Genomic DNA, 25,530 nt, shown 5'->3' on the forward strand with positions numbered 1-25,530 from the left:
CTATTCTGTAATTATTCTTTATAAAACGGACTCCGAAGATCCGTTGCATGGAACAATTGCACACTGCGGCCTAGCATCTGACCACCATCACGCGTGAGCGGTGTCCAGCCAATGAAGCCGCGGTTAGGACTATGTTCCGTTTGTAAGATGTCGATTGGGAAACTTATGTAGAAACCCTTGGTAAAGCTACCTTCACCATACTCGCGAGAAGAAACATTGGTCTTCGCCGCGTAGGCCCCAACTATGACACCACTTTTAAACTTATGTTCAACATTTAACTGCAGACCGTTGTCTTGTGCAAGGAATTTACCAAATGCAGCCTTAATTAATGTGTTGGGCATAAATTTTGGCTCATAGTAGCCGGTAATATGACCGGTAAAGGTATCGTAGTCGAGAAAGCCTGTGTGACTTTCATAATCACGCTGTTTCACCCAGTTCAGATCGACGCCAACGGCCCAGTTGCTGTCCAACTCACGATACAACAACTCGGTTCCGACACCACCGAACATGCGCTCGAGGTAACCGGCATAGACACTGGTGTAAACATTAGGTGCGAGCTGATTGATGTGGCTCAGCTGCAAGCTGTCCATCCAGATATCACTGAAGGTCGTGTACTCGCGGACGTAGGTACGGACACGCGGTAACTTCGACTGAAAACCATCGACAAGGAAGTTAAAATCGTCGAAGTTGGTGAGCAGGTTACCGCTGATGGTTCCGTGCGCAAACGTACCCGGCGCCAGCCACATGGATGCGTTGAGATCGAGACCAAACTGGTACATGTAGAAATTCTCAGGGTTACCGAAGCTCTGGTCCAGGAACGGACGGACGCTGAAACGCGGCCAGCCCCGACGGTACTTCGCTTCATACAAACCCTCATCTGCTCTGGCGCTAAGGTCGGTATTCTGGCGGCTGAAAGCATCTGCTAACTCAGTATCAAAGTCCGTGTTATGGATGGCTTTGCGCGCGATTTCGAGATCAATTTTGGTGGTCGCAAGCTGAATTTGGTCGTTCTGCTCGACCACTTCTACGTAGTTGTAGTTCTCTGGCAGGCTTTGATCGGCGATACGTGCGACCTGACGGATCCCCTCTTCATAGTCGCGGTAATAGCGCTGGGTGCCATAAATACGCAAGGTATCTATTCCATCAGCTTCTGCGGAACTCTCGTTTTGCAGCTCACTGACGGTGATCCCCGCGAGCCGCCACACATTACCGCGCAATTTGCGGGTGCTTTGCTCGGTTTCGAGGTCTTCGGCACGCGCTAATGCGGTGCGGGTGTTAGGAGTGGGTACCCGCCGGTTGGCTGTTTTTACCTGGCCAAGACTATTGAGATCGAGGGCTCCGGAAAAACCGAACATGAAGGTATTGCCACGCTCGTAACTCAGTTTTAGTGTCCAGGTATCATCAATCTGATAATCAGCGCCGAAGTTCCAGGCTGAGTCCACGTCAAGTCGACCGAGGAAACGCTCATCACTGTAATCATTACCATCGTATTCAGCCTTTAAGACCAATGGGGCAAACGGCGTCTGGTATTGGATGCCTCCAAACACTGATGTTTCGCCACGAAACCACTTGTCCGTTTCAAATCGACCACCGCTGCCACTAAATCCTGGCTCTCGGACACAAAAGCGATCTGAAACTTCACAGAAAGGGTTAGTGATGTTATCGCGGCGGCCCATATAGCCCCACCCTAAACCTAAAGTGAGGTCAACGGGGCCAAACCTTTTACTTGCGACAACATACTCGCTGGCAAAGATCCCTGTACCTGCCAAATCACGCCAACCTACAGCAACCTGCGGTAGCCAATAGCTTTCCTGGAGCAGCCGCAACTTGACATCAAAGCCTTTGTCTTTACCCGTTTGATCGCCACTAAAATCCGGGTCGGAGCTATATTTTATCGGTCGTATATCGTTGTAGCGAACCGTGGTCTCTAACCAAGGAAACAGCTGCAAACTTATGGCAAGTCGACGATATTCTTCGTTGTCATAATACAAGCCCGTCAAGGTTCCATAATCAGCAAAACGGGCATTTGGCATTTGCATCAAGCCAACACCACCGAAATCCGATTGGCTGGCGTACTCATCTGCCATCACCACAGGTGTTGCTACAACAGCACTGAGCGCTAAAGCAACGGCCGAAAGCTTACGAGGAGATGAAGGAAAGCGTAAAAACGTCATGATTGCGGATTCCAATAGCGCGCTAACGCACTGATTTGCTGATTCAGGTTCTGCCATTCGTTATCCAGGCTGCTCAAATCCAACGGCACAAAAATCAATCCATGGACTGGGGGTAATGCCTTGGCATCATTGTAATAAGCAACTTTAGTGCGCGCTGAAAGGCCAGTGATAGCAATCAGCTCGACTTCGGTAAGGTTATAATCTTGCCTGAATACGTCGCCTCGTTTCAATATCGAGCGGACGGTATCCTGTTCCGTAAACTGCAACTGCTGAACACCATCAGCAGAAATTAAAGTAACTTGCCAGGGGCCGAGAGCTTTGGGTGGCAGCAACTGATAATCGCCGGCAGGTAACAACGGATTGGCATCCATATCACTGGCTGCCGCGCTAAAACTACTAAACAAGGATTTGCGCTCAACATCGACCCCACTTTGCACTTCCAGACTGTCATCAATCTTAGTCAGGCCAATCCATTCCGCGCCTACTAATGGCCACTGGTGAATTTGCTCTGCGTAAGCTTGAGCAGCTTGAGCTAATTCCAACTCGCCTGAGGCTGTAGCAATCTGAGTAAGCCGTTCAAGGCGCTGCAAAACATGCTGCCGGCGTTGCTTTAGCTGCTCCGTCTGACGCACACTAAGCAGTCGAGTCGACGCCCAGTAGGCCGCTGGAGCGAGCTCTGCAGCTTGATAGATTTTTAGGAGCCGGGGCCGCTCGCTGAAAGCGTAAACCTGATTACCCACTGTCACAGTCACGGGCGCAGCGCCAGTCGCCGCCTGCTCCTGAGCCAGCCCCACTCCAAGGCCGCCAAAACCCAGAACCAAAAAAGTGACTAAGTGACACGCGAACTGATAGCAACGGCGAACCATCATTGCAGATCTCCATCAAAAGGCTTCATCTCACGCCAGACTGCGTAACCAATACCAGGCGAGACCCATTGCTTTGCATACACAATACGACCATCAACGGCATAAAAGGTGTTACTAAATTCTTGTCGGTTCGCTTGCCCTTGCTCGCGAATCTCGATCACCCGTAGTTGGGTTCCGTCGGGATGTTGATAGTCACGTTCTGTACCTACGCTAAACCTCGAACTCACCTGCCATTTGCTGATGTCGTTCTCACCGTAATTGCCAACTTCAACCTGGCGTTGCCAGGTGTTGTCGCATTCTGTCGCGGTTGTCCTGGCGGCATGTTTTGCGTAGCAAACGAGCGGGTCAGTGGACCAGGCACTCGTGAAAAGCGGCATTCCGGGAATGCCGGCGGCGGTTAAAATGCGACCATACTGCGTGGTGATGGCTTCTTCACCGCCAGTGCGATAGACCCTCTGGGAACCAACAGCGCGATCTAAAACAGCTACCACTTGTGGAAATTTATCAGTGCGGACATAAGCCGCAGCGTAAGGGTAATCTGAGACTTCCTCGACAGTCAGTTCGAGTCCCTTGTGTCCAAAAAAGGCGGTTTCTGCAGTATCCACCATATTCTTAACACGGGTACTGCAGCCAGCAAGAACCAGCAAAGAAAGTGCAGAGGTGACGAGGAGTCGGGAATTGATTCGCATACAAAGTTCGCTTTCTGGTTGTTGGCTACTTTTTGTTCAGCACCTAAAAAAATACCGCAGTGCGCACCTGCGGTATTTTTCAGTTCATCGACGCTAGATTAGAAACCTGTTGTCGTAGTTACCACTGGAGCCGTTGTCGTGGTTACCGGTGGCTCAGGTTCTGGTTCTGGCTCTGGCTCCGGCTCAGGTTCTGGCTCTGGTTCCGGCTCAGGCTCCGGTGGCGGAGTCGCGTCTGAGTCGTCGTTGTCAAGTGTCGCAGCGATTGTTAACGCTACGATACCAGCCGCGGCTACAGAACCTTTAGTGATGAAACCACCACCGTCACTGTCGCCTTCTGCGCTGGTTGCACCTGTCTGAGCAAATGCAGCTGGTGCTAACACCAAGCTGATTGCTGCAGCTAATGCAGTACGTTTGATCATAATAAATACACCTCTATGTGCTTGATTGGCCAATCTTTGGAAATGTTCCAAGATTACTTTAAAGATTAGCACCTTGTTCTAATTCTGTGAAGCCTCTTTATGTAAATGCACATCCATTTGTGGATAAGGAATGCCGATATCGTTTTTATCAAGAGCAATCTTGATTTCACGCATCAGATCCCAGTACACCGGCCAATAATCACCGACGTTAACCCACGGACGCACAATAAAGTCGACTGACGAGTTGTTCAGTGCGTGCACCTGAATATTCCAGGCGGGATCTTCCAGCAAGCGGTCATCCGCTTTCAGCACAGACTCCAGAACTTCTTTGGTCTTATGTAAATCCGCGTCGTACGAGACGCCAATTAACAAGTCAACGCGGCGCGTGTCTTCGCGGCTGTAGTTGGTAATTGGCTGACTGGTGATCTGCGCGTTAGGTACAAAGACTACCTTATTATCAGGGGTCTTAAGGACCGTTTGGAAAATATTTACTTCCTGAACTGTACCTGCAACACCACCTGCTTCAACATACTCCCCGGCCCGGAAGGGGCGGAAGGTAATGATCAGTACCCCGGATGCCATGTTCGACAGTGAGCCTTGCAGTGATAAACCTATCGCCAGACCCGCAGCACCTAAGATCGCGATAAACGAAGTGGTTTGCACCCCGACCTGGGATAGTGCCATCAGTACGGCAGCAATAAAAATAACGCTTTTGACAATGGCGCTAAGGAAACTAATCACGGCACCATCGACACCTTTACGCTCCATGCCCCGGCCAATCAGTTTGGCGACACTGTTCGCAATCATCTTACCGATGATCAGGATGAGTATTGCGACAACAAACTTAATCGTGTAGCTCACGATAAGCTCCTGGTTGTCGGTTACCCAGGTCAGAAATTTCTCCATTACTACTCTCCTTTATTACTTCTTAATTGGTCGAACTATCAAAACTTGGCTCAAAACTGCAATTTAAAGGGATAGGCACCCGTCGCATCGGCTCTGCCCAGAAACACTAACACATCTGCAATGGCACGGGGGGTTTGCACTCCAGGCTGCAACTTGCCGTTAATAACCACCTGAGGTCGTTGGTAACTGCCTGCCAAACGCGTCTCAAAACTTAACCCGACACTGTTGTTACCTTTCATAGTAGCAACAATTTCGTTATTTGCTGTGCAGCTCAAGGCCGTGGCAAACGTACCGAGGTCCGTCCATTGGCGATTAATACGAACCGCCGTGCCCCGCGTATCCAGTTGCCCTAGCAATTGATTACACCAAAGGCCACTGCTTAGATCAGCAAGCTGGAAATTCTCTAGCTTGAGTGACCAGCGCCCGTCGACAGTCACTGGAACAGGTAGCTGGTACGCAACCACCGCCTGCTGCAGATTACCGCCGAACTCGCCCGAAATTTGCACATCACCACCCCAGCCCAACTCAGCCCTGGCGTCCCCTGCCACCACATTGGTCGCTGGGATTTGCAAATCAAGCACTGCCTTGCCACTTAGCAGTGCGGTTGGCGCCAACTTCCAACTGACCTCATTAAAGACCAGGTTTTGCTGCGCTGAAACTTTATAGCTGAGGTTGGTCTGTCCTTGCCACAAACTACCTTCTACAGCAGTTAGCTCAACACCACTGTTCGCCGGCACGAACCACAGCAACAAACGTGCTGGAGCGAAAACGATCAAGCCGACCAGATAAACCGGAATTAACCAGAGTAACCAACGCCAACTCATGCCAGGCCGACCTTCAACCGCCGCACGTGTACGTGGCCTGGTGTGTTGCCGCGAGTGATATCGAGTTGTTCAATACTCAGCCCCGATTCAGCCTGAAGCGCATCAAGAAGTGCCAACACCCGTTCGAAGGGGACATCATTGAGCACCACAACTAAGCTATCGCCTTCCGGATTCATCCGTCCGACGTCAAGTTGCTGGGCTCGCGCAAACTCGGTGACCAGCCGCGGAATATCGCCAAGTTCATTCGCACGCCGCGCAGTAGTTCCCGTTTGAGGTTGTCCTGACTGTTGCTTGAGCGCCAGGTAGCGACCTGTGTTCTCACGCACCCAGGACAGAGTTTCCAGCTGTGCGTCACGCTGCAACTGACGCTGCTCGATACCACTTTGCAGCGGTTGCCAAAGGGCAAAATAGACGACACTGATAGCCAGTACGATGCCAGCCAAACTTACCAATAACCGCTCACGGTTATTGAGCTGTTGCCAACGTAGTTGAAGTTGTTCATGCAACATCGCTTAACTCTCCTCACGCACTTCGAAATTGCCGGTGACCACACCGTCTTGATTGGTCACTTGCCCCTGTTTCACTGACAAACCTGACTGCCCGGCAACCTCCTGAAAGCGTTGCAAAGTGTCAAAATCATCGGCATTCACCTGCAAGGTCAACGCTTGATTACTGTACCGCAGTAATTCTACCTGTAACTCAGGTGTTGCACGAAATGCCGAATCAAGCTGTGCCAACAGGTTCAGTCCTGACTGAGACGCTGCGCTGGACGTTGTCGCACTACTACCCACCTCAGCTAAGTGCTGGCGTAACTGGCTACGCACATTGACAATGCGTGACTCGTTTGGAAACGCCGTCAGGTAGGTTTCGTTAATGGCCGTGTTTAGCGCTTCATTTTCCTGACCGAGCTGAACATAGGTCACCAGCTGTTGAGCAAAAAGTGCGACCAGCGCGATAGCCGCGGCAATGCCTGCAGCACGCCATGGTAGCTTAAATTGCTGCTTACTACGTTTGCGCGCTACCCTAAACTCGCCGTGACGCAAATTAATACTGCCAGTGGCATGACCCAGTGACGCCACTTGCAACGGGAGTTCAAACTGCTCGCTGATGTTCTCGCCAGCAATCGGAAACACGGGCGGATAGTCCACACTGTAGGCCTGCCATTGCCCCTGCCGAACCAGGATAGATTGACCCAGCTCTAACTGACAGCCTTGCTCCATTACGGGCAACATGAAGTAATCTGGGTAAATCGCTTCGCATTCGATTCCGGCGGCGTCGAGGGCGCTCACCCAGTCTTGCATCCGTTGCCGCTGTACTACAGTGACCGGTATCGGCTGTTCCACGCCGGCAGGTTTGGCATGCGCCGGCCAGGCAAAATGTAAACTCTCAATCTCGCTGGCAAGTTCATCTTCAAGTGCGTTAGGGATCAGTTGCGGCAGCAGACGTTGTGAACCTGATGGCAAGCGGACCTCGGTCAAGCTGACCTCCTGACCTGGTACGAACAGCGTCACTTCGCAGCGCTGCGCCTGCTCACGTAGCTGTGAGAGCGCTTGCGCATCTGCCAGTTCACCACTGGCGATGACTTCCCGCTGACCAGGATGCCAGATCAGCCATTGCACCGGCTGCGCCAAATGAATATACAGTTGTTCCATTAAGGTTCTCCTAACCCACGCATGAGCACCACGGTCTCGTCGGTACCTATGTAGAGTTTACTTTGCCCGCGTAGCACCATATCGCCTACGCTAACATGGGTATCTAATTCAAAATAACTACTTTTTACCACCAGATCGTCGAACATGCCGCCGATGGTTTCAGCCGTAACGCCGCTCGCTTGCGGAACGCCACCAAAGTCCGGCCGAATGGTCTGCTGTGCCGCTTGCTGTAAAATCGAGTTGCTTTGCGTATCTTCAACACGGTCGTAGCCGTCGTCCGGACGTTCCACTAGTGCTGCATTCCCCGCATCTGTCGTCAGCCCGCCAAGGCTCACCGCATGCAAGAGCTCGCCGTGTTCCTCGGCGACCGTATTAAAGTTCAAGCGCAGCTTATTGCTGTTCGGAATCACACAAACAAACGGCTTCAGCGCTTGAAAGATCGGCTGAGTGACGCCACGAATAAGCCGTAGCTCGCTTTCATGCACTAAATAGTCGTTAGCGGCCTGGTACGGCACTGCGAGACTCTCATAATCCGCGCGCTCTGCACCATAGCCGCTACTGAGTCGGTCATCTTTATCCAGCCAATCGGCCAGACTCTCGACAATAGTATCGGCAGTATACGCGTCCATGTCGGGTACTGCCGCCAGTAGCAACATACGAAACTGTACCTTGCGTCGCGCCAGCTGCTCGTTGCTAAGACCGTCACCCTTGAGTGCGTTTAAATTAAAGCAACTGTGCAGATCTTTAATGCCGACCCTGACCAAGCCGCCACCTTCGATCGGGTACACCCGTTCGTCCTGCGTCTGCTGATACCAGACTTGCTCCTGATGCACCACACCATCGCTTTCATCAAGTTGCAGCTGTAATAAGTTGCGGGCGATTTCTTCGGCGCTCAACATGTACCAATACGCCTGCTCGGTTTGCTGGTAGTTCATGGTGCGAACAACGTTCATTTGCAACTTTTCACTGAGCTGCACCGCCAACACCGTTACCAGTGCCACCACCAGTAGCACCATAATCAGCGCCACGCCCTGCTGACGTTGCGGTGACGAGCGATTCAGATCAAATTTCCGGTTCACTGAAATCGCCTCCGTTGAGCACAAACACCCGAACAATGGTGCCCCAACGCTCGGTTTCGAGAGTCACTTCTAAACCATCAGGAATCGCCATCGACTCGCTATCTTCAATTTCGGCGGCCATGCTGGCGCGATCCTGACCTTCTTCGCCTTTAATGATCGGCTCCACCTGGAAACTGGTGACCCCTTTTAAAATCACCCGTTCTACGGGTTCCTGGCTGGCACTCATATCGACATAAATGTAGTGCTGCCGGACCAGGTTTTTCTGATCATCGATCTGGTAACGCACCGGTTGTAATTCGCTACGCGGCAGTAAATTGCCGGGATTAAACCAACCGGCACGGACATAATAGTCGCCCTCTGGGGTGCGCCGTGACACCGCCTGGCGCAGGTCCTGCTCCAATAAAAACATGGCCTGTTGTAATTCTGCCAGCTGTTCGCGTGCTTCGGCGCTTTGCTCGTTGGTTCGCATCATGGTGTTCACCACTGCGGCACTGGCTAAACCGATGATGGCAAACACCACCATCGCCACTAAAACTTCGACCAGCGTAAAGCCTCTCATGGCTGCACCTCGAGGTACCGGCCAAGGACATAGCTGGAGTCAGTACTCTCTACGCTGGGTCTGACGGTCACTTCGACGTAAAGCACATCGCCGGTGACAGTTTCGGTAAAGGTCGCGCGCCAATGCCACTGTCGATCGCCCACGGTTTCTGCGCCCTGGGTCAGTTTTTGCGGCTCTTCGCGGAGCGATAATCGTGCCAGTGCATTGCTCGCTGCGTAACGCGCCAGTGTCCGTTCTTGCATGTAAGCTAAGTCATTCAGGTGACTCGTCGCTGCGGCAACTCCGGCCAGCGCAGCCATAGCAAAAATGGCCAAGGCGGCCATGACTTCAATGAGCGTGAATCCGGACGACTTAGGCTTCATTCATTCACCGGCTCTAAGCTAACCTGGTAACCATCTTCACTGGCCAGACGCCAGCTGCGACTGGTAAACACATCCATCGAACCAAGCGTCAGGGTAAATACCGAAATGTCGCCGCTGCCGAGGATCCATAACTGCGGCATCACCGCCTCTTCGTCATCGTTGTTACGCTCCTCTTTCGGAGCGAAAAAGGATTCTACGGCATCTTCATCCTGCCCGAGCAGTTCTTCGGTTTCGCTATCGATTTCCCAAACCATGCCCTCGGGCCAGTTTTGCGCCCGTAGGCCCCGTTGTTCGATGGGTTGCCATTGCTGCTCGCGCCACTGCAGAAATCGGTAGCCATCCTGAGTCAGATGTAACCCGAGAATGGCATGCCGAACGAGTGCATATTCCTGTGCATAACGAATGCGTTGATGCAGGTCTTCAGCGGTCTCGCTGATTTGGTCGTCCTGTTGGTCGGGAATGACAAAGGACACCGTCATCGCCAACACTCCGATGATGGCAATGGTCACCATGATTTCGACAAGGGTGAACCCTGCCTTAGTTCTGTTCAAGGTTCCAGTTGCCGATGTCATCTTCGGTGCCTGGCTGACGGTCTTCACCGGCTGAGAAAATATCGATATCACTGTACTCACCTGGGCTCAGCAACAAATAATCTGAACCGTACGGGTCTTGCGGCAACCGCTGAATGTAACCACCACGGCGGTAGTTACGCGGTGTAGGTTCCGTGGTAGGTTCATTCAGCAATGCTTCGAGCCCCTGCTCGGTGGTAGGGAACATACCGTTATCGAGTTTATACTGCGATAAAGCGTTCTCCAGCGCCACAATATCTGACTTCACTTTTTGTCGATTGGCTTGCTCTGCTGAACCCAACACGTTCGGCAAAATCATCGTTGCCAAAAGGCCCAAAATGACAATGACCACCATCACTTCGATCAGTGAAAAACCTTTTGCTTTTGTCATACTTCCTCCAGATTACAGGCCGACCGCCTGATTCAATTGCAAGATCGGCTGAATAATAGCCATCACGATGACTAGGACCACCGCAGCCATCACAATGATCAAGGCCGGTTCAAATATTTTTAATGCCACATTCATAGTGTTTTCAAAATCGCGATCCTGGTTGTCCGCCGCGCGACCCAGCATCTGTTCCAACTGACCGGACTTTTCACCCGCCGCAATCATGTGCAACATCATCGGCGGGAACAATTTGGTTTGCGCGAGCGCGGCGCGTAACGACGAGCCTTCGCGCACGCGATCCGCCGCGTCATTGACAGCAATCTGCATGGCGCGGTTACTTAGTACGCGACCGGTGATCTGTAAGCCTTCCAATAGCGGCACGGCAGATGCAGTCAAGATACTCAGAGTACGCGCAAATCGTGCCGTGTTCACACCCTTTATGACACCACCAATCAGCGGCAGTTTCAGTTGCCACGCATGAAACTTATCGCGGCGCTTATCATTGCGGAGCATCTGTCCAAGGACCACCAACGCCAGCAAACCCGCCACCAGAATAAAGGGACCGAAGAACTGCAAAAACTCGCTCACCGCCAACAAGGCTCGCGTGATAAAGGGTAAGTCCTGGCCAATATTGCTAAATTGCTCGACAATTTGCGGTACCACAGACACCAGCAGGAAAATAATGACACTAATCGCCACGAAGGTCAGCACGAACGGGTACACCAGAGCCTGAGTCAGCTGGCCTTTTAGTTGGTGGCGCTGCTCGGTGTAATCGGCAAGGCGATTGAGCACTTCATCAAGGTGGCCCGAGCGTTCGCCCGCGGCCACCATTGCGGTAAAAAGCTTATCGAAGATGTGCGGATAGTCGGCCATAGCTACCGCCAGTGAATACCCTTCCACGACCCGTGAGCGCACTGCCATGACGAGCTTCTGCAGGCGTGGTTTATCGGTTTGTTCCGCGACCGCCAGCAAGGCCTGCTCAATCGGCATGGCTGCTGCAACTAAGGTCGCCAACTGGCGTGTGATTAGAGCCAGATCAGAGGAGCTGATTTTCCGTATCTTCCGCCGCGCCCACCAACCACTGAGGCCAGCTTCGCCCGCACTTGTTGCCGTTGAACTTTGTTCGGCGACTTCAACGTTAACCGGCAATAAGCCCTGGTCACGCAATAACTGACGCACCTGGCGCTCAGTATCCGCTTCAAGTACGCCGGTCTTTTTACGTCCGTTGGCGTCCAACGCATGATAGGAAAACGCGCCCATAGTTATTCCTCGCGCGTCACACGCAACACTTCTTCGCGTGTGGTGATGCCTTGCATGACTTTATCCAGCCCGTCCTGACGGATGCTCGGTGTGGTTTTACGGACATATTTTTCAATGGCCTGTTCGCCATGACCGTTGTGCACCAGCTCACGAATATGTTCATCCACCACCAGCAGTTCGTGAATACCGGTTCGTCCGCGGTAGCCAGTATGGTTACATTTATCACAACCCACAGCCCGGCACTCCTGACTTTCTGCAGTGATTTGAATTTTGCAGTCTTCACACAAGGTGCGCACCAAGCGTTGCGATAACACCGCAAGCAGCGATGAGCTCAATAAGAACGGCTCAACCCCCATATCTTCAAGACGCGTGATGGCACCTGCTGCGGTATTGGTGTGCAAGGTTGAGAGCACCAGGTGACCGGTTAAGGAAGCCTGTACGCCAATTTGCGCTGTCTCCACGTCACGGATCTCACCGACCATCACCACATCGGGATCTTGCCGCAGTATTGCCCGCAAACCACGGGCAAAGGTCATGTCCACGCGCGGGTTGACCTGCATTTGGCCGATCCCGTCAATGGCATACTCGATGGGGTCTTCGACGGTCAGAATATTGCGGTCTTTGGAGTTGATCTCCATCAAACCGGCATACAGCGTGGTTGATTTACCTGACCCCGTGGGACCAGTGACCAAAATAATGCCGTGGGGTTTGGTAATCAGCTGGGCAAAAATATTGCGGTTGGCCTCGGTCATCCCCAGCTGTTGCAGGTTTAGACGGGCGTTATTCTTATCTAACAGGCGTAGCACCACCCGCTCACCGTGATTTGACGGCATGGTTGAAACCCGCACATCGACCGCTCGGCCAGCAATAAGCAAGCTAATGCGGCCATCTTGCGGCACGCGTTTTTCCGCGATATCGAGCTGTGCCATAACCTTAATCCGCGAGACCAGCAACGAGCTGAGCTTGCGGTTAGGACGAATCACTTCACGCAAGACGCCGTCAATACGGAAGCGGATGAGCAGGTCCTTTTCAAAAGTCTCGATATGAATGTCCGACGCCCCTTCTTTAATCGCTTCTGACAACATGGCGTTGATCAGTTTGATAATGGGCGCATCGTCTTCACTTTCGAGTAAGTCTTCTGTTTGCGGCAGCTCATCGGCTAATGAAAATAAATTGGTCTCATTACCAATATCCTCCATCAGCTGCTTCGCTTCGGAGGAATCACGCTGATAGGCCTGGGTCAGAATCGCCTCAAACTCATCGGCTTGGTGCTCAATCACGGTAAATGGCATGCCTAAGGCACGCCGCACCTCAATCAGTACACTTCGTTCGACATCGTTCCGGCAGTGCACAGTGCAATGCGCATCTGCTTCGCCCTCAGCCTGCACGTCTGCGACCACCACGCCATAGCGCTTGGCAAAGCCAAACGGCAGGCGCCGTGGCGCAATTCGCGCTGCGACTTCGGCAACATTAGTCATTGCCGTTGCCTCCGTTATGCTTATCGAGATACTCCTGTAACTCCGGTGGAATAGCCAATTCTGACTCTTCAAACTCAGACAGTACCGGCGTATCCGTATTTGGCATTAAGGTGATGCCCTTATCCTGACGCTTCAGTTGCTGGGCGCGCATGTAGTTATATTTGCGGCTACTCAGACCTTGCGCGGTCGAAGTATCGCGAACGATGGTCGGGCGCAGAAATATCATCAAGTTACGTTTCTGACGAGTAGTTGAAGTACTGCGAAACAGTGCGCCGACCAGGGGTATGTCACCCAACAATGGGATCTTCGACTCACTTTCTTGCACGTCTTCATCGATCAGGCCACCAAGCACAATGGTTTCGCCATCGTCAGCCATCACTGTGGTTTTCAGTGAGCGTTTGTTGATAGTGATATCTACTGCGGTAGCGCCACTCAGGCTGGAAACTTCCTGCTCGATAATCAGCTGCACCGCGTTGCCTTCATTAATCTGCGGCGTCACTTTAAGCTTGATACCAATATCTTCACGTTCGACCGTCTGGAACGGATTGGTATTGTTATCGCCAGCTGTAGCACCGGTAATGGTCGGTACCGACTGACCCACTAAGAAAGAAGCTTCTTCGTTATCGACGGTCATAATACTCGGCGTAGCAAGGATATTTGAGTTGGTGGTGGTCGACACGGCTTGCAAGATCGCACCCCAATCGTTTTTCACCACCCCAATCATCATACCGTTCACGTTGCCCAACAGCTCCGCGAGCAAGCTCACGTCGCCGGGTTCATCAGGCTCGGTGGTCGTGACCAGATTACTGTCAACGATGGTCTGGGTGGTACGCCCTTCCCGCTCACGCGCCTGATAAGCGGCCGCGGCGAGTGGACCAATAGGCACCTGACGACCATTCGAGTACTGCACCATACCGCCGTCTTCGGAAATCCACTGCAGGCCAAGGTCAATCCCGTCGCCTTCCAGAATCTCAACGATAATGGCCTCTACGTGTACCTGAGCGCGACGGATATCCAGTTGACGGATCACGTTTTCCAGATTAGCCAACAAATCAGGCTGGGCAGTAATCACTAATGAATTACTGTCTTCGTGTGCAGATATATTGATTTGCGAATTATTCGGTCCACCACCACCTGTGCGCGTCATCCGCGCTTGCTGATTCGGTGCCCCGGCACTGCTCATTTCTGCCTGAATGCTCTCGCTGACGCCCTGTAGCACCTCTACCAGCTCTTTGGCTTTGGCATACTTTAAGTAATACACCCGGGTATTGCCTTCGCTTTTCAGGTCCTGGTCGAGACGGTTAATCAGCTCCACGACGCGTTGGCGGGCGCGCGGCTCACCACTGACAATCACGGAATTGGTGCGTTCATCGGCAACCACTTTCGGGATCAACAAGGGGGGCGTACCTTCATTCGCTTTTTCATAGAGCGCCGAGGCGATGCGCACGATTTCCGCGGCAGACGCGTATTCAAGCTTCACCACGTCAACGTCCTGATTACCGGCACGGTCAACGCGCTCAATAATTTCAGTCAGACGCTGCACGGTTTCGCTGCGACCGGTGATCATAATGACGTTTGAGGGGTCGTAGCTAACCACATTACCGCCACCGCTGCTGTCCGCCAGCAACCGCAATAGTGGTGCGAGTTCACGTACACTGACATTGTTCACCGGCACAACGCGAGTCACCAAGGTATCACCACCCAATGCATTATCATCCACTACGGGGATCGCACCGTTACGCGCATCTTTGTCACGCATGACTTTGACCACGCCGGATTCCATAGTGACCGTAGCAAAGCCATAGACTTCCAGTACGTTCAGGAAGAACTGCCAGTACTGTTCTTCAGTCATTACATCGTAGCTGCGCACATCAATGGTTCCGCGCACATCGGGATCGATAATCATGGTCTTTTCCAGGTTTCGACCGACGACCTGAATGAACTCGGTAATATCTGTATTTTTGAAGCTGGCAGCGTATTCAACAGGCTGCTCGTTAGTACTTCCACGTTGGGCTTGTTGCGCAAAAGCACTGGCACTGACGCCAAGAGCGCAGGCTAAACTCATGCTGGTGAGCCAAATCGATGCGGTGGTGAAAATGCGCATAGTTGGTCCTATTCTAGTTAGCGTTCGGTTGCTCGTCAGGAACAGTAAGTTCCAGATCGAGATAATTATTATCGCGCAACACCGTCACAATGACTTGGCGCGCTTGTCGAAGTTCATCGATTGCCACTTGGGCACTTGCTACATTGGTTAAATCCTGGCCATTGATTGCCACCGCAATATCGCCGGGTTGAAATCCAGCGGCCGTAAATAGCTCCGGATTATTTCCTGGTGATAACCGGTAGCCTTGCAAACCCTCACCGGACATTGCGGGGATAATGCGAATCACATCCATTAACGCCGTGGCGCCGCCGGAACGCACACGCTGCATGGCTTGGCGCTGGGAGGGGTCATAACGACTGCCTCTGTCCGCCCAATCGGTTTGCTGTTCAGGTTCTCGTTGTGCTGACTGCTGGCTATCCAGCGTCAATGATAATCCCTCACTCAGTTCGCCAATACCTTCCAGTTCGAGCGTTTCCAATACACCGCTATTATTGAGAATTACGCGATCCGCGTAAATCTCTTCGATGGTGACTTGGGTGCCTGCTATTTTATCGCCCACTACGTACACTTCCTGATTGCGATCCTTTTCAATAATGGCCGCCGAACGTGCCGGCACGGAGCTCGCCGTTACCCCGAGCAAACGTACATTAAGGTTGGTTTTAGGTGCGCGACTGGAGTCTTGCTTGACGGTGGTGGTGCCAAAAAGATTAAGATCGGCGAGGCTGGCAACGCGACCTTGGCTGCCCTGAGACTGTTGCGTAAGCTGTACCACCAAGGGTCCGCTGGCAGGTGCTTTCGCAGGCGCAATCAGTTGCCAGGTAAGCTGCGCCAACAGCCAGACTGCATAGACCGCAAACAATGCAGTCAGCATCCAGAGTAAACCACGAAGAATTCGCGGTTCGCTAACCAGTGTGAATAGACGCTTTAATTGTGGATTCTGAATCTGCATGCTTGGTTTCGTTATAATTTTGTGACAACACAGAGTTGAAATTCATTCTAACCCCTTAGGTGCGAACTGAACAGATCAAATTAGGTGAATATGGTATTATGCGTACAAAATATTACATAGTGATGAAGTGACATGAACTACCCCACTGACCAACTTTACCGATATACCTTTTCTGAGCAAGACGTGCGCGGCGAGCTTGTACAACTAAGTACCAGTTATCAGCGCATGCTGCAAGGGCATAACTATCCGGCGCCAGTGCAACGACTGCTCGGTGAGCTTATGGCGACCACGGCGCTGCTCAGCGCAACCTTGAAGTTTGAGGGCCATATTAACCTGCAAGTTCAGGGCGATGGCCCGATTAATTTTCTTGCCGTAAATGGCTCCCATGAACAGGACTTGCGGGGCCTGGCCCGCTTGCGTGCTGATATTGCTGATGACGAAAATGATTTTCGTACCTTATTAGGTAAAGCGGTGATGGTCATCACCATCACGCCTGACCAAGGCGAGCGTTATCAGGGCGTGGTTGATGCCAATGCTGATAGCCTGGCGCAAGTGGTTGAAAATTATTTTGCACAATCTGAACAATTGCACACGCGGATCTGGCTTAACGCTGATGGCGAATATGCCGCGGGAATGATGCTACAGGTGCTGCCCGCAGCAGGGCATGACCTTAGTGCGTTTAAACATCTGGAAACGCTGACTTCAACTATGACCGCGAATGAGCTGTACACACTGCATGGCGAAGAGATCTTGCACCGCTTGTATCATCAGGAAAAGGTCGAAGTTTATGGTGCCCAGCGGGTCAACTTCCACTGCGGTTGCTCACGTGATCGCACCCTTGCAGCTTTAGCTACGGTTCCTGCTGAAGAAATCACTGAAGTCTTGCGTGAGGAAGGCGAAATTGTCATGACCTGTGACTATTGCCTGACTGAGTACCGTTTCACTGAAGCGGATCTGTAAACCCGCACTATCTCCTATACCGGGCCCGCAGTTTGACTGTGGGCTTCGCTCGTCAATTAGCGTTAACGCTTCATTTTAAGCAGCTGTCTGCGCTCTTTTTTGTCGGGCTTATGATCGGGGTGTGGATTGTTCATCGCATTCATTTTGCGTAGCTCGGTTTCGCGTTCACGACGCTCGATGGATTCCGGTGTTTCCTGATAAAGCTTTTGCGCCTCAGGTGCTCCGCGGCGTTGATCACTGAGCTCAAGCACTTCTACTTCCATGACGCTGCTGCCCTGGCTCAGTTTTATCAACTGCCCGGTAACAATGGTTTTCGCTGGCTTGGCCCGCTGGCCGTCGACCTGGACCTTGCCTGACTGAACCATCTGCCTCGACAACGAACGCGTTTTATAAAAGCGTGCCGCCCACAGCCATTTATCAAGACGTACGTTTTCCATAGGGGATCCTGATTATCCTTTTTAAGCTACTCATGCTCGCTACTAAAAAGATAGTCGAGTCGACACCTCACATCAATTTCAGCGCATAGGTATGCGCCAGACCCGAAGTAAAACTTCGGGCAGCAGTTCAGGTAGCAACCAATTTATTTTTTCTTGATGAACTTCATCAAGCGCTTGCGCTTACGCAGCTGAGTGGTGGTGAGCTTATTCTTGCGACCGGCGAACGGATTTTCCGATTCGCGGAACTCAACTTTAATCGGCGTTCCCATGATCCCCAGCGACTTACGGAAATAGTTGGTCAGGTAACGTTGATAGGAACCTGGTAAATCTGTGACCTGATTGCCATGAATAATCACCCGGGGCGGATTGTAGCCACCCGCGTGAGCATATTTAAGCTTCACCCGGCGACCGCGCACCAAGGGGGGCTGATGCTCGTCAACCGCAGTTTCCAGGATACGGGTCAGTTTCGAAGTGCCGACCCGTTGCGTGGCACTGGCATAAGCTTCGAGCACCGATTCAAAGAGATTACCAACACCGCTGCCATGCAAGGCAGAGATGAAGTGCACCCGGGCAAAATCGACAAAACCAAGACGGCGGTCGAGCTCACGCTTAATCTCTTCGCGATGATCATTTGTCAGACCATCCCACTTATTCACCGCGATAACAATGGAGCGCCCGGCATTCAGGGCAAAACCAATCAGGTTCAGATCTTGATCGGAAATCGTCTCCCGCGCATCGACCACGCAGATGACCACGTTGGCGTCGTCAATTGCCTGCAGGGTCTTAATGACCGAGAATTTTTCTACGGTTTCGTCGATTTTGCCGCGCCGGCGCACGCCAGCGGTATCGATCAAAATGTACTCGCGCCCATCACGTTCCATGGGGATGTAAATCGAGTCACGGGTGGTGCCTGGCATGTCAAACACCACCACCCGCTCTTCACCAAGAATACGGTTAGTGAGTGTTGACTTACCCACGTTCGGACGGCCGACAATAGCCAGCTTCAACGGCAGGCTGTCGTAGTCGATCTGGTCGTGGGTTAAATCCTCGCTCGCCTCGACGGCTTCGCCATCGACAGTAGCTTCAGCGGTTGCGCTGTTGGCCACCAAAAGCTCCGGGTAGTCATCCGTCAGCGGAGTAAAGCAGCGTGTCAGCAGCTGTTCAACGCCGCGTCCATGCGCAGCAGCGATACCATAAATCTCGCCTAAGCCCAGCTCGTAAAAATCCGCCTGTGCCGCTTCAGCGTCAATACCATCGATTTTATTCGCCACCACATACGCTTTCTTACCGATATTGCGCAGATGTTTGGCAATGCCCATGTCGGCGCTGGTGATGCCATCGCGGGCATCGACCATGAACAACACTACATCGGCTTCGTCGATAGCGCGCAGAGACTGCGACGCCATCTCGGCATCAATACCTTCCTCATCGCCATGAACACCGGCGGTGTCAATAACGATAAATTGATAACCATCGTAATTCGCGCGACCGTATTTACGATCGCGCGTCAGACCTGGGAAGTCTGCTACCAGTGCGTCCCTTGTTCGGGTAAGCCGGTTAAACAGGGTAGATTTGCCCACATTCGGGCGGCCGACCAAGGCCACAACAGGTAACATTCTTAGTTAGTCCTTACCGCGAGTAATGTGCCGTCGCGTGTTTGCAGATAAAGCTTGTCTTCGGCAACCACAGGTGCCACGTAGATGGGGTCACCCACATCTAAACGGCCTGCCATTTCACCGGTTTTTGCATCGATAAAGTGTAAGTAGCCAAAGTCGTCACCGACCACGATCTGGCCGTTGAAATAGACCGGAGCAGTCAGCTCGCGACCTTCTAAATCGTCATTGACCCAGTTTTCAATACCGCCGTCGGTATTAATTGCATAGACGCGATCATCAACGTCGGTCACGTACAGGATCGAGCCTTGTAATGCCAGATTCTGGAAAGACGAATACTCGCGCTGCCAAATGACCCGGCCGTTGCGGATCTCTACCGCAGCCAGCTGGCCATTATAGGCGACGTTGTAAATGGTATTGCCACGCACTAAAGGTGTGCTGTCGACATCCACCAGTCGTTGTAATTCGGTGGCGCCTTTTGGCACCGCAAGACGCGTTTCCCAGGCCTGTTGACCATTGCTGGTGACCACGACGCTAAGTTTACCCGTGGCCGTACCAAAAATGGCACCACCTGACGCGAGCGTAGGTGATGCAGTGCCGCGCAAGGTGAGTGCCGGTACATCCGTTGGCAGACTCCACAGTGGCTCACCGTCATCCATCGAGAACGCAAAGATTTCGCCGTTGCCGGCGGCAACCACTGCGTGGGTCGCATCCAAAGCTGGATTCGAAAGAATTTCTGCGTTGATTTTTTGATGCCATAGCACCTGACCATCAGTAGCGTTCAGGGCAATCAAGTCACCGTTTTCCGTGCCCAACACGACCTTGTCGTTGTATTCGCTTAAACCGCCGCTAATCCGAAGCGACTCGGCCCGACCTAGCCAACCTTCGCCAGACTGGGCAAATTCAGCCTGCAAATCACGCTGCCAGACACGGTCGCCCGACTCGCGATCAAAAGCTGTGACCCGACCGGCGCGATCTGCTGCAATCACCAGATTGTCAGAAACCACCGGGTTCAAGCGGGAGAAAAAGTCGTCAATACCGCCGCCGGCAGACTCATCCCAGACCACCTCAGGAGTTACGGTCTCATTAAAAGGTTGCAGTTCTTTGTAGGTGAGCTCGTCACCACCAAAGATTGAACAGCCGCTCAGGCTAAGTGCCACAGCTGCCAGGAGCGTGCCCTGCAGGTACTTAATTGGTTTCATGATGCCGCCGGAATGCTGTTGAGTTTCGTTTCAACAAGTACTGTTGAACCGTCGTCTTCTGCTGCCGCAATGGCGTCCTGATAAGCTTGACGCGCACCGCTGGTGTCGCCCTGCTCAAGCAAGATATCACCACGTAGCTCAGCTGCTTTGCTGGCAAAACCTGCTGCTGTGCTCACTTCTGTTAAAGCGTTAAGCGCCGCATCGTAATTCTGTTGCGCTAACAGCAAGCGCGCCTGACGCAAATCAGCAACGAACTTCAGTGCACCGCTCTGGTGATCACGCGCCGTTTGCAGAGCAGTAATCGCCGTCTCTAAATCACCTTTGTTAACCGCATCTTGTGCGAGTTCAAAAGCTGCTAAAGTCGCGTAAGTGCTGCCTTTTTCGTTTTCAACGAACTGTTTCGCCGCAGTGAGTGCTGCCTCGCCGTCCGTTTCCAGCTGGACCACGATCTGCTGATACTGTTCTGACTGAGCTTCTTGCGCTGCTACTGTTTGCGCATCGTAATAACGCCACCCGTAAAATAGTGCAAAACCTATCACCAGACCGGCAACGATACCCTTGCCATGCTCATTCCAGAAGGTTTTTAACTGCTCAATTTGTTGTTCTTCTGTTTCCATTTCGACCTCTGTATTAAAAACTAATGTTCGTTATCGCTCATGCCTTTACTGGGCTACGATGCTTGCTACGTCCGCAATAGTGGTTGCGATACGGTCGGCTTGTTCGCGGTCACGTAAATGCTTCACTTCATAATCATCGCCACGCACAATCACGGCGTAATCCGCACCGGATTTGTCCGCTTTGGCGAGCTTTTTCTTCATATTCTGACTGCCGCTATGCAACTGTACTTTCAATCCCTGCGCTTGGCTACGGAGATTTTCGGCAACAGCCGGCGCGATTAGTTCCGCGTCGTCATTCAGGGCAATCACGTAGACGTCAACGCTTTGATGGGCCGGGATCTTATCCTGCGACTCGAGCAATAGCACTAAACGCTCAATGCCCATCGCAAAACCCACGGCAGGCGTCGGCTTACCGCCCAGCTGTTCCACTAACCCATCGTAACGTCCGCCTGCGCAAACCGTGCCCTGGGCACCCAGTTCAGTGGTGACCCACTCAAATACCGTACGGTTGTAATAATCAAGGCCGCGCACCAGACGTTCGTTTAAGCGGTACTTAATTCCGGCCGCATCAAGGCGTTTGCATAAGCCCTCAAAGTGCTCCCGTGAGGCATCGTCCCAGTACTCAGATAATTTTGGCGCCTGTTCCAGCACCGCCTGCGTTTCTGGTGACTTGCTATCCAGCACGCGCAACACGTTGGTGTCCAGACGACGCTTAGAGTCCTCGTCCAGGTTAGCTTCGTGGGCACGTAAAAATTCACGTAGAGCTTCGCGATAATTTGCGCGCGCTTCGTTCGACGCCAGTGAGTTCAGTTGCAATTCCACCTGTTCGCTAATGCCAAAGGCTTGCCATAAACGAGCGGAGAAGAGAATGACTTCAGCGTCGATATCAGCGCCGTCCATGCCAAAGGCTTCCAGACCAAACTGGTTGAACTGACGGTAGCGACCTTTCTGTGGGCGTTCATGGCGGAACATCGGGCCCATGTACCACAACCGTTGGGTCTGATTGAACAGCAAGCCGTGTTCATTGCCGGCACGCACACAGCTGGCAGTGCCTTCCGGGCGCAAGGTCAGGCTGTCACCATTGCGATCGTCAAAGGTGTACATTTCTTTTTCGACGATATCAGTGACTTCACCAATGGAGCGCTTGAACAGATCGGTGCTTTCCAGCACCGGCATCCGAATTTCCTGGTAGGTGTAGGCTGCTGCGACGTCGCGCAGCACGCGCTCGACATACTGCCAGGCCGGGCTTTGGCTGGGCAGGATGTCGTTCATTCCACGAATTGCTTGAATAGTTTTGGCCACGAGCTAACTTACCGTTTCGTTTAAATTCAAAAATGGCGGGTAGTATACCGCAGCTTTACGCTTGCTTCACAGGAATCTGTTCGGCTTCCAGCTGTTTCACGCGGGCACGGATGTGGCGTTCGAGCTGATCAACTAAATCTTTGTTGTCGAGGCGCTCTTTCTGCCGCTCACCGCCGATGTAAAAACCGCTCTTGTTCTTCGCTCCAGCCAGGCCGATTTCAGCAATAAGGGCTTCTCCCGGACCGTTGACGACACAACCAATAATCGAAACATCCATTGCTGTGGTCACGTCTTCCAGGCGCTGCTCGAGGGCATTAACGGTATTGATCACGTCAAATTCCTGGCGTGAACAGCTTGGGCAGGCGATAAAGTTAATACCACGACTGCGAATACGCAGAGATTTTAAGATATCGAAGCCAACTTTGACTTCTTCAACGGGATCCGCAGCCAGTGAGATCCGCAAGGTATCGCCGATGCCTTCTGCTAACAGCATGCCTAAGCCAATGGAGGATTTCACCGAACCGCTACGCAGACCCCCCGCTTCGGTGATACCAAGGTGGAGCGGCTGCTCAATTTGTTTTGCCAGCAGGCGATAGGAATCCACCGCCAGAAACACGTCAGATGCTTTTACACTGACTTTGAAGTCCTGGAAGTTGAGACGGTCCAGAATATCGACATGGCGCATCGCCGACTCGACCAGCGCGGCTGGCGTTGGCTCGCCATACTTTTCCTGTAAATCTTTCTCTAATGAACCGCCGTTAACGCCGATACGAATCGGGATGTTGCGGTCACGTGCGGCATCAACTACCGCGCGAATACGTTGCTCGTTGCCAATGTTGCCGGGATTGATACGCAGGCAATCGACACCGTACTCAGCTACCTTCAGCGCGATGCGATAATCGAAGTGAATGTCTGCCACCAACGGCACCGGGCTTTGTTGCTTAATAAATTTAAAAGCTTCTGCGGCGTCCATGGTCGGCACCGACACCCGCACGATATCGGCACCTGCAGCGGCAATCGCCTGCACCTGCCGGACGGTCGCTTCCACGTCAGTAGTTTCGGTATTCGTCATCGACTGTACAGCGATAGGGGCACCATCGCCAATGGGTACATTGCCGACATAAATGCGTCGTGAGGGACGACGTTTTATAGGATTCTCATGCATCATTTTGGGTACTTCGTTTCGGTCAGTCGAGCGTCAGTGTCACGCTGCGATCACGTACATAATTGTCTAAGTTCACAGCGTCACCGCGATAAGTGATGTTCACTGCTTCAGGTCTGCACAAGATGATAGCAAAAGGCGGCTCGCCCGTCAGCGGCATGCGATAACCTGCAGCTTTCACACCAATGGCAATGTCTTCTCCGGTGGCGTCGGTAACTTTTACCCAGCACGCTTCGTTGAAGGTAAATACCAGCTGTTCTGCCGCCGGTGCGGGCTCAGCAGCAGCCGGCTGGGCCTGCGGTTCGGCTGCGCTTGCAATGGAGGGTTGCTCATTCAGCTCTGTAGCTGGCGTGTCACTTGCACTCTCTGTGGTGTCTGTGGTGTCGTCAGCCAACTCAGACAAACTTTCGTTGTCATTGAGCGACAGGCCGGCAGGACTGGTGTCATCCGTTTCCGGCTGCGTCAGAGTGGGTGGCGCGTTGGGGGTTTGCGCGGATTCCACCGACACCGTCGATGTGTCGCCTGCGGCCACGTCTTCTTCAGTTAAACGCTGCTGCGACGAACCATTTCGCTGTCGCACGACTTGCGGGATGGCGCCGGAATCTTCACGCAGTTGCTGGGCTTCCTGCTCTGTTGGCGCATCGTCACTGCCGGTAATGGTGCTGAAGCTGAAATTACTCTCCTGCCACCACCAGATAAGTACCATCGCAATCACAACGATAATAATGCCATAGCTCATCATCATCAGACGATTGTCATTACGCTCTTTGACCTTACGTCGTGAAAAGCTTTGCATCTGCACCGTGTTCGGCGCAACGTGCTCATGGCCATGGGCGCGATAGGCAGCGAAAACCTCGTTTTCGTCAAGCTCCAGCGCTTTGGCGAGTGAACGCAGATAGCCACGAACAAAGGTTGCCGAAGCGAGCTTGTCAAATTCATCGGCTTCAATAAACTGCACCACAACCAGACGTAGGCGCAAACTATCTGCGACCTGCTGTTGCGTCAGTCCCTTCGCCTCGCGGGCTTGCTTAATTAAATGCCCGGGCGAAATCGAGTCCGGCTGTTCCGGCTCGTGCTGGTTTTTCTCAAAAAGATCATTATCCGTGGTCATGGGCTACTTCGTTATGAATTAGGTTCTGAAGTCCGCGCTTGATAGTCACGCGCCTGGCGCGACTCGGGAAAGCGCGATAATAGTAGTTCAATAAAACTTAATTGCCGGACTTTATTATTCTGGTGCTTAGCCAGCTCGATCTCGAGCCATAAATACTGCGCTGATAATTGCGGCAAGTCGGCACGTCTGGCGAGTACCTGCGCCAGCTGTTCAAACCGTCCCTGTTCTAACAATACCGTAGCGTAACTTTCAAGAATAGTGCTATTTCGGCCACTGTGATTCAAGGCGCGCTGAAAGTACTCATCTGACTTTTGAATATCACCGGCTTTGGCAGCACATCGGGCCGCATTCTCGTAGGTCGATGCTACTTTGACATAATCAGGAATTGCCAGGGCTTGCCGAAAATATTGATCGGCTTCGGCAAAACGCCCCATGGTACAGAGCAAGGCACCGAGGTTGTTGTACGTATCACCGTTATCAGGTTGCAGGCGAATAGCATTACGGTAGTAACGTTCGGCGTTCTCGTACTCTTTTACCTGCTGGTAATAATACGCCAGAGCGGTATGAACGGATGGGTTTTCCGGAGTGTAGTCACGAGCACGCTCGAGATTGGCGCGGGCCTGCTGATAGTTGCCAGACTGCAGGTATTGTAACCCCAATGCCAGGCGCGTATCGGCGGCTTCTTGAGCGTTAAACTGCTGTGCTGGCTGATCTTTACCATCAACCGTGCGCTGGCTCACGCATCCCACCGCCAGAAAAGCTAAACTGGCCACTAGCAAACTTCGCTGGAGTCGTCGCATTACAGGTCCTCTTAGGTTGTTCGCAATGCTACCCTGAACCGTCCCGCA

The 25,530-nt window shown here is 52.5% G+C and carries 26 protein-coding genes; 1 reads left to right on the plus strand and 25 read right to left on the minus strand.

Going from position 1 to position 25,530, the window contains the following annotated elements:
• Positions 1-11 precede the first annotated feature (11 nt).
• The 17 genes from J6J34_RS01165 to gspC all read right to left on the minus strand — a co-directional run bounded on the left by J6J34_RS01165 (position 12) and on the right by gspC (position 16,278).
• Positions 12-2,231, minus strand: a complete 2,220-nt coding sequence (locus J6J34_RS01165) for a YjbH domain-containing protein (protein WP_301898366.1) — start codon at positions 2,229-2,231, stop codon at positions 12-14.
• On the minus strand, positions 2,171-3,043 hold the full coding sequence (locus J6J34_RS01170; RefSeq protein WP_301836030.1) for a capsule biosynthesis GfcC D2 domain-containing protein: 873 nt from the start codon (positions 3,041-3,043) through the stop codon (positions 2,171-2,173). The genes J6J34_RS01165 and J6J34_RS01170 overlap by 61 nt, the downstream gene beginning before the upstream one ends.
• Positions 3,040-3,729, minus strand: a complete 690-nt coding sequence (locus J6J34_RS01175) for a YjbF family lipoprotein (RefSeq protein WP_301836031.1) — start codon at positions 3,727-3,729, stop codon at positions 3,040-3,042. Before J6J34_RS01175 ends, J6J34_RS01170 begins: the two co-directional genes overlap by 4 nt.
• 98 nt (positions 3,730-3,827) lie before the next feature.
• Positions 3,828-4,148 (minus strand): hypothetical protein, encoded by a 321-nt coding sequence (locus tag J6J34_RS01180; protein ID WP_301836033.1) that lies wholly within the window; start codon positions 4,146-4,148, stop codon positions 3,828-3,830.
• Positions 4,149-4,226: 78 nt separating this feature from the next.
• A complete protein-coding gene (locus J6J34_RS01185; protein ID WP_301836034.1) occupies positions 4,227-5,054 on the minus strand; it encodes a mechanosensitive ion channel domain-containing protein in 828 nt (275 codons plus the stop codon).
• Positions 5,055-5,104: 50 nt separating this feature from the next.
• Positions 5,105-5,878, minus strand: a complete 774-nt coding sequence (locus tag J6J34_RS01190) for a type II secretion system protein N (protein ID WP_301898367.1) — start codon at positions 5,876-5,878, stop codon at positions 5,105-5,107.
• Complete coding sequence (locus J6J34_RS01195; RefSeq protein WP_301719586.1) at positions 5,875-6,387, minus strand: type II secretion system protein GspM; 513 nt, start codon at positions 6,385-6,387, stop codon at positions 5,875-5,877. Before J6J34_RS01195 ends, J6J34_RS01190 begins: the two co-directional genes overlap by 4 nt.
• A gap of 3 nt (positions 6,388-6,390) precedes the next feature.
• Positions 6,391-7,530 (minus strand): type II secretion system protein GspL, encoded by a 1,140-nt coding sequence (gene gspL / locus J6J34_RS01200; protein ID WP_301774420.1) that lies wholly within the window; start codon positions 7,528-7,530, stop codon positions 6,391-6,393.
• Complete coding sequence (gspK, locus tag J6J34_RS01205) at positions 7,530-8,609, minus strand: type II secretion system minor pseudopilin GspK (RefSeq protein WP_301898368.1); 1,080 nt, start codon at positions 8,607-8,609, stop codon at positions 7,530-7,532. The genes gspL and gspK overlap by 1 nt, the downstream gene beginning before the upstream one ends.
• Positions 8,593-9,168: a type II secretion system minor pseudopilin GspJ gene (gene gspJ / locus J6J34_RS01210; protein WP_301774418.1), complete on the minus strand. Its 576-nt coding sequence runs from the start codon at positions 9,166-9,168 to the stop codon at positions 8,593-8,595. The genes gspK and gspJ overlap by 17 nt, the downstream gene beginning before the upstream one ends.
• A complete protein-coding gene (gene gspI, locus J6J34_RS01215) occupies positions 9,165-9,530 on the minus strand; it encodes a type II secretion system minor pseudopilin GspI (protein WP_301719582.1) in 366 nt (121 codons plus the stop codon). The genes gspJ and gspI overlap by 4 nt, the downstream gene beginning before the upstream one ends.
• A complete protein-coding gene (locus tag J6J34_RS01220; RefSeq protein WP_301898369.1) occupies positions 9,527-10,102 on the minus strand; it encodes a pilus assembly FimT family protein in 576 nt (191 codons plus the stop codon). The genes gspI and J6J34_RS01220 overlap by 4 nt, the downstream gene beginning before the upstream one ends.
• A complete protein-coding gene (gspG, locus tag J6J34_RS01225) occupies positions 10,068-10,490 on the minus strand; it encodes a type II secretion system major pseudopilin GspG (RefSeq protein ID WP_301898370.1) in 423 nt (140 codons plus the stop codon). The genes J6J34_RS01220 and gspG overlap by 35 nt, the downstream gene beginning before the upstream one ends.
• A 12-nt stretch (positions 10,491-10,502) precedes the next feature.
• Positions 10,503-11,747: a type II secretion system inner membrane protein GspF gene (gene gspF, locus J6J34_RS01230; RefSeq protein WP_301898371.1), complete on the minus strand. Its 1,245-nt coding sequence runs from the start codon at positions 11,745-11,747 to the stop codon at positions 10,503-10,505.
• A gap of 2 nt (positions 11,748-11,749) precedes the next feature.
• Positions 11,750-13,225 carry a type II secretion system ATPase GspE gene (gene gspE, locus J6J34_RS01235; RefSeq protein ID WP_301774415.1) on the minus strand — a complete coding sequence of 492 codons (1,476 nt, stop codon included), beginning with the start codon at positions 13,223-13,225 and terminating at the stop codon, positions 11,750-11,752.
• A complete protein-coding gene (gene gspD / locus J6J34_RS01240; protein WP_301836052.1) occupies positions 13,218-15,329 on the minus strand; it encodes a type II secretion system secretin GspD in 2,112 nt (703 codons plus the stop codon). The genes gspE and gspD overlap by 8 nt, the downstream gene beginning before the upstream one ends.
• A 13-nt stretch (positions 15,330-15,342) precedes the next feature.
• Complete coding sequence (gspC, locus tag J6J34_RS01245; protein ID WP_301836054.1) at positions 15,343-16,278, minus strand: type II secretion system protein GspC; 936 nt, start codon at positions 16,276-16,278, stop codon at positions 15,343-15,345.
• A gap of 132 nt (positions 16,279-16,410) precedes the next feature.
• Here gspC and hslO point away from each other — a divergent pair, with 132 nt between their 5' ends.
• Positions 16,411-17,238 (plus strand): Hsp33 family molecular chaperone HslO, encoded by an 828-nt coding sequence (gene hslO / locus J6J34_RS01250; protein WP_301898372.1) that lies wholly within the window; start codon positions 16,411-16,413, stop codon positions 17,236-17,238.
• 62 nt (positions 17,239-17,300) lie between these two features.
• On the opposite strand, the gene hslR is transcribed toward hslO, so the two are convergent.
• From hslR to pilW, 8 genes are all read right to left on the minus strand, one after another.
• Entirely contained in the window at positions 17,301-17,675 is a 375-nt protein-coding gene (hslR, locus tag J6J34_RS01255) for a ribosome-associated heat shock protein Hsp15 (protein ID WP_301898373.1), read from the minus strand.
• Between the two features lie 143 nt (positions 17,676-17,818).
• Positions 17,819-19,291, minus strand: coding sequence for a ribosome biogenesis GTPase Der (gene der, locus J6J34_RS01260; protein ID WP_301719573.1), 1,473 nt, complete (start codon positions 19,289-19,291; stop codon positions 17,819-17,821).
• Positions 19,292-19,293: 2 nt separating this feature from the next.
• Entirely contained in the window at positions 19,294-20,490 is a 1,197-nt protein-coding gene (gene bamB, locus J6J34_RS01265; protein ID WP_301719572.1) for an outer membrane protein assembly factor BamB, read from the minus strand.
• Positions 20,487-21,107, minus strand: a complete 621-nt coding sequence (locus tag J6J34_RS01270; RefSeq protein WP_301719571.1) for a YfgM family protein — start codon at positions 21,105-21,107, stop codon at positions 20,487-20,489. The genes bamB and J6J34_RS01270 overlap by 4 nt, the downstream gene beginning before the upstream one ends.
• 45 nt (positions 21,108-21,152) lie before the next feature.
• Positions 21,153-22,409 carry a histidine--tRNA ligase gene (gene hisS, locus J6J34_RS01275; RefSeq protein ID WP_301898374.1) on the minus strand — a complete coding sequence of 419 codons (1,257 nt, stop codon included), beginning with the start codon at positions 22,407-22,409 and terminating at the stop codon, positions 21,153-21,155.
• Positions 22,410-22,464: 55 nt separating this feature from the next.
• A complete protein-coding gene (gene ispG / locus J6J34_RS01280; protein ID WP_301719569.1) occupies positions 22,465-23,577 on the minus strand; it encodes a flavodoxin-dependent (E)-4-hydroxy-3-methylbut-2-enyl-diphosphate synthase in 1,113 nt (370 codons plus the stop codon).
• Between the two features lie 19 nt (positions 23,578-23,596).
• A complete protein-coding gene (locus tag J6J34_RS01285) occupies positions 23,597-24,682 on the minus strand; it encodes a RodZ domain-containing protein (RefSeq protein ID WP_301898375.1) in 1,086 nt (361 codons plus the stop codon).
• Positions 24,683-24,693: 11 nt separating this feature from the next.
• Positions 24,694-25,482, minus strand: coding sequence for a type IV pilus biogenesis/stability protein PilW (gene pilW, locus J6J34_RS01290; protein WP_301898376.1), 789 nt, complete (start codon positions 25,480-25,482; stop codon positions 24,694-24,696).
• Positions 25,483-25,530 lie beyond the last annotated feature (48 nt).

The sequence above is a fragment of the Pseudidiomarina terrestris genome, assembly GCF_030466405.1.
In the GTDB taxonomy this organism is placed as follows: domain Bacteria; phylum Pseudomonadota; class Gammaproteobacteria; order Enterobacterales; family Alteromonadaceae; genus Pseudidiomarina; species Pseudidiomarina terrestris.

Bases quoted from the DNA above. Each gene is read 5' to 3' on its own strand.
- J6J34_RS01165 (WP_301898366.1), bottom strand. From the start codon at position 2,231: ATGGCAGAACCTGAATCAGCAAATCAGTGCGTTAGCGCGCTATTGGAA.
- J6J34_RS01170 (WP_301836030.1), bottom strand. From the start codon at position 3,043: ATGATGGTTCGCCGTTGCTATCAGTTCGCGTGTCACTTAGTCACTTTT.
- J6J34_RS01175 (WP_301836031.1), bottom strand. From the start codon at position 3,729: ATGCGAATCAATTCCCGACTCCTCGTCACCTCTGCACTTTCTTTGCTG.
- J6J34_RS01180 (WP_301836033.1), bottom strand. From the start codon at position 4,148: ATGATCAAACGTACTGCATTAGCTGCAGCAATCAGCTTGGTGTTAGCA.
- J6J34_RS01185 (WP_301836034.1), bottom strand. From the start codon at position 5,054: ATGGAGAAATTTCTGACCTGGGTAACCGACAACCAGGAGCTTATCGTG.
- J6J34_RS01190 (WP_301898367.1), bottom strand. From the start codon at position 5,878: ATGAGTTGGCGTTGGTTACTCTGGTTAATTCCGGTTTATCTGGTCGGC.
- J6J34_RS01195 (WP_301719586.1), bottom strand. From the start codon at position 6,387: ATGTTGCATGAACAACTTCAACTACGTTGGCAACAGCTCAATAACCGT.
- gspL (WP_301774420.1), bottom strand. From the start codon at position 7,530: ATGGAACAACTGTATATTCATTTGGCGCAGCCGGTGCAATGGCTGATC.
- gspJ (WP_301774418.1), bottom strand. From the start codon at position 9,168: ATGAGAGGCTTTACGCTGGTCGAAGTTTTAGTGGCGATGGTGGTGTTT.
- gspI (WP_301719582.1), bottom strand. From the start codon at position 9,530: ATGAAGCCTAAGTCGTCCGGATTCACGCTCATTGAAGTCATGGCCGCC.
- J6J34_RS01220 (WP_301898369.1), bottom strand. From the start codon at position 10,102: ATGACATCGGCAACTGGAACCTTGAACAGAACTAAGGCAGGGTTCACC.
- gspG (WP_301898370.1), bottom strand. From the start codon at position 10,490: ATGACAAAAGCAAAAGGTTTTTCACTGATCGAAGTGATGGTGGTCATT.
- gspF (WP_301898371.1), bottom strand. From the start codon at position 11,747: ATGGGCGCGTTTTCCTATCATGCGTTGGACGCCAACGGACGTAAAAAG.
- gspE (WP_301774415.1), bottom strand. From the start codon at position 13,225: ATGACTAATGTTGCCGAAGTCGCAGCGCGAATTGCGCCACGGCGCCTG.
- gspD (WP_301836052.1), bottom strand. From the start codon at position 15,329: ATGCGCATTTTCACCACCGCATCGATTTGGCTCACCAGCATGAGTTTA.
- gspC (WP_301836054.1), bottom strand. From the start codon at position 16,278: ATGCAGATTCAGAATCCACAATTAAAGCGTCTATTCACACTGGTTAGC.
- hslO (WP_301898372.1), top strand. From the start codon at position 16,411: ATGAACTACCCCACTGACCAACTTTACCGATATACCTTTTCTGAGCAA.
- hslR (WP_301898373.1), bottom strand. From the start codon at position 17,675: ATGGAAAACGTACGTCTTGATAAATGGCTGTGGGCGGCACGCTTTTAT.
- der (WP_301719573.1), bottom strand. From the start codon at position 19,291: ATGTTACCTGTTGTGGCCTTGGTCGGCCGCCCGAATGTGGGCAAATCT.
- bamB (WP_301719572.1), bottom strand. From the start codon at position 20,490: ATGAAACCAATTAAGTACCTGCAGGGCACGCTCCTGGCAGCTGTGGCA.
- J6J34_RS01270 (WP_301719571.1), bottom strand. From the start codon at position 21,107: ATGGAAACAGAAGAACAACAAATTGAGCAGTTAAAAACCTTCTGGAAT.
- ispG (WP_301719569.1), bottom strand. From the start codon at position 23,577: ATGATGCATGAGAATCCTATAAAACGTCGTCCCTCACGACGCATTTAT.
- J6J34_RS01285 (WP_301898375.1), bottom strand. From the start codon at position 24,682: ATGACCACGGATAATGATCTTTTTGAGAAAAACCAGCACGAGCCGGAA.
- pilW (WP_301898376.1), bottom strand. From the start codon at position 25,482: ATGCGACGACTCCAGCGAAGTTTGCTAGTGGCCAGTTTAGCTTTTCTG.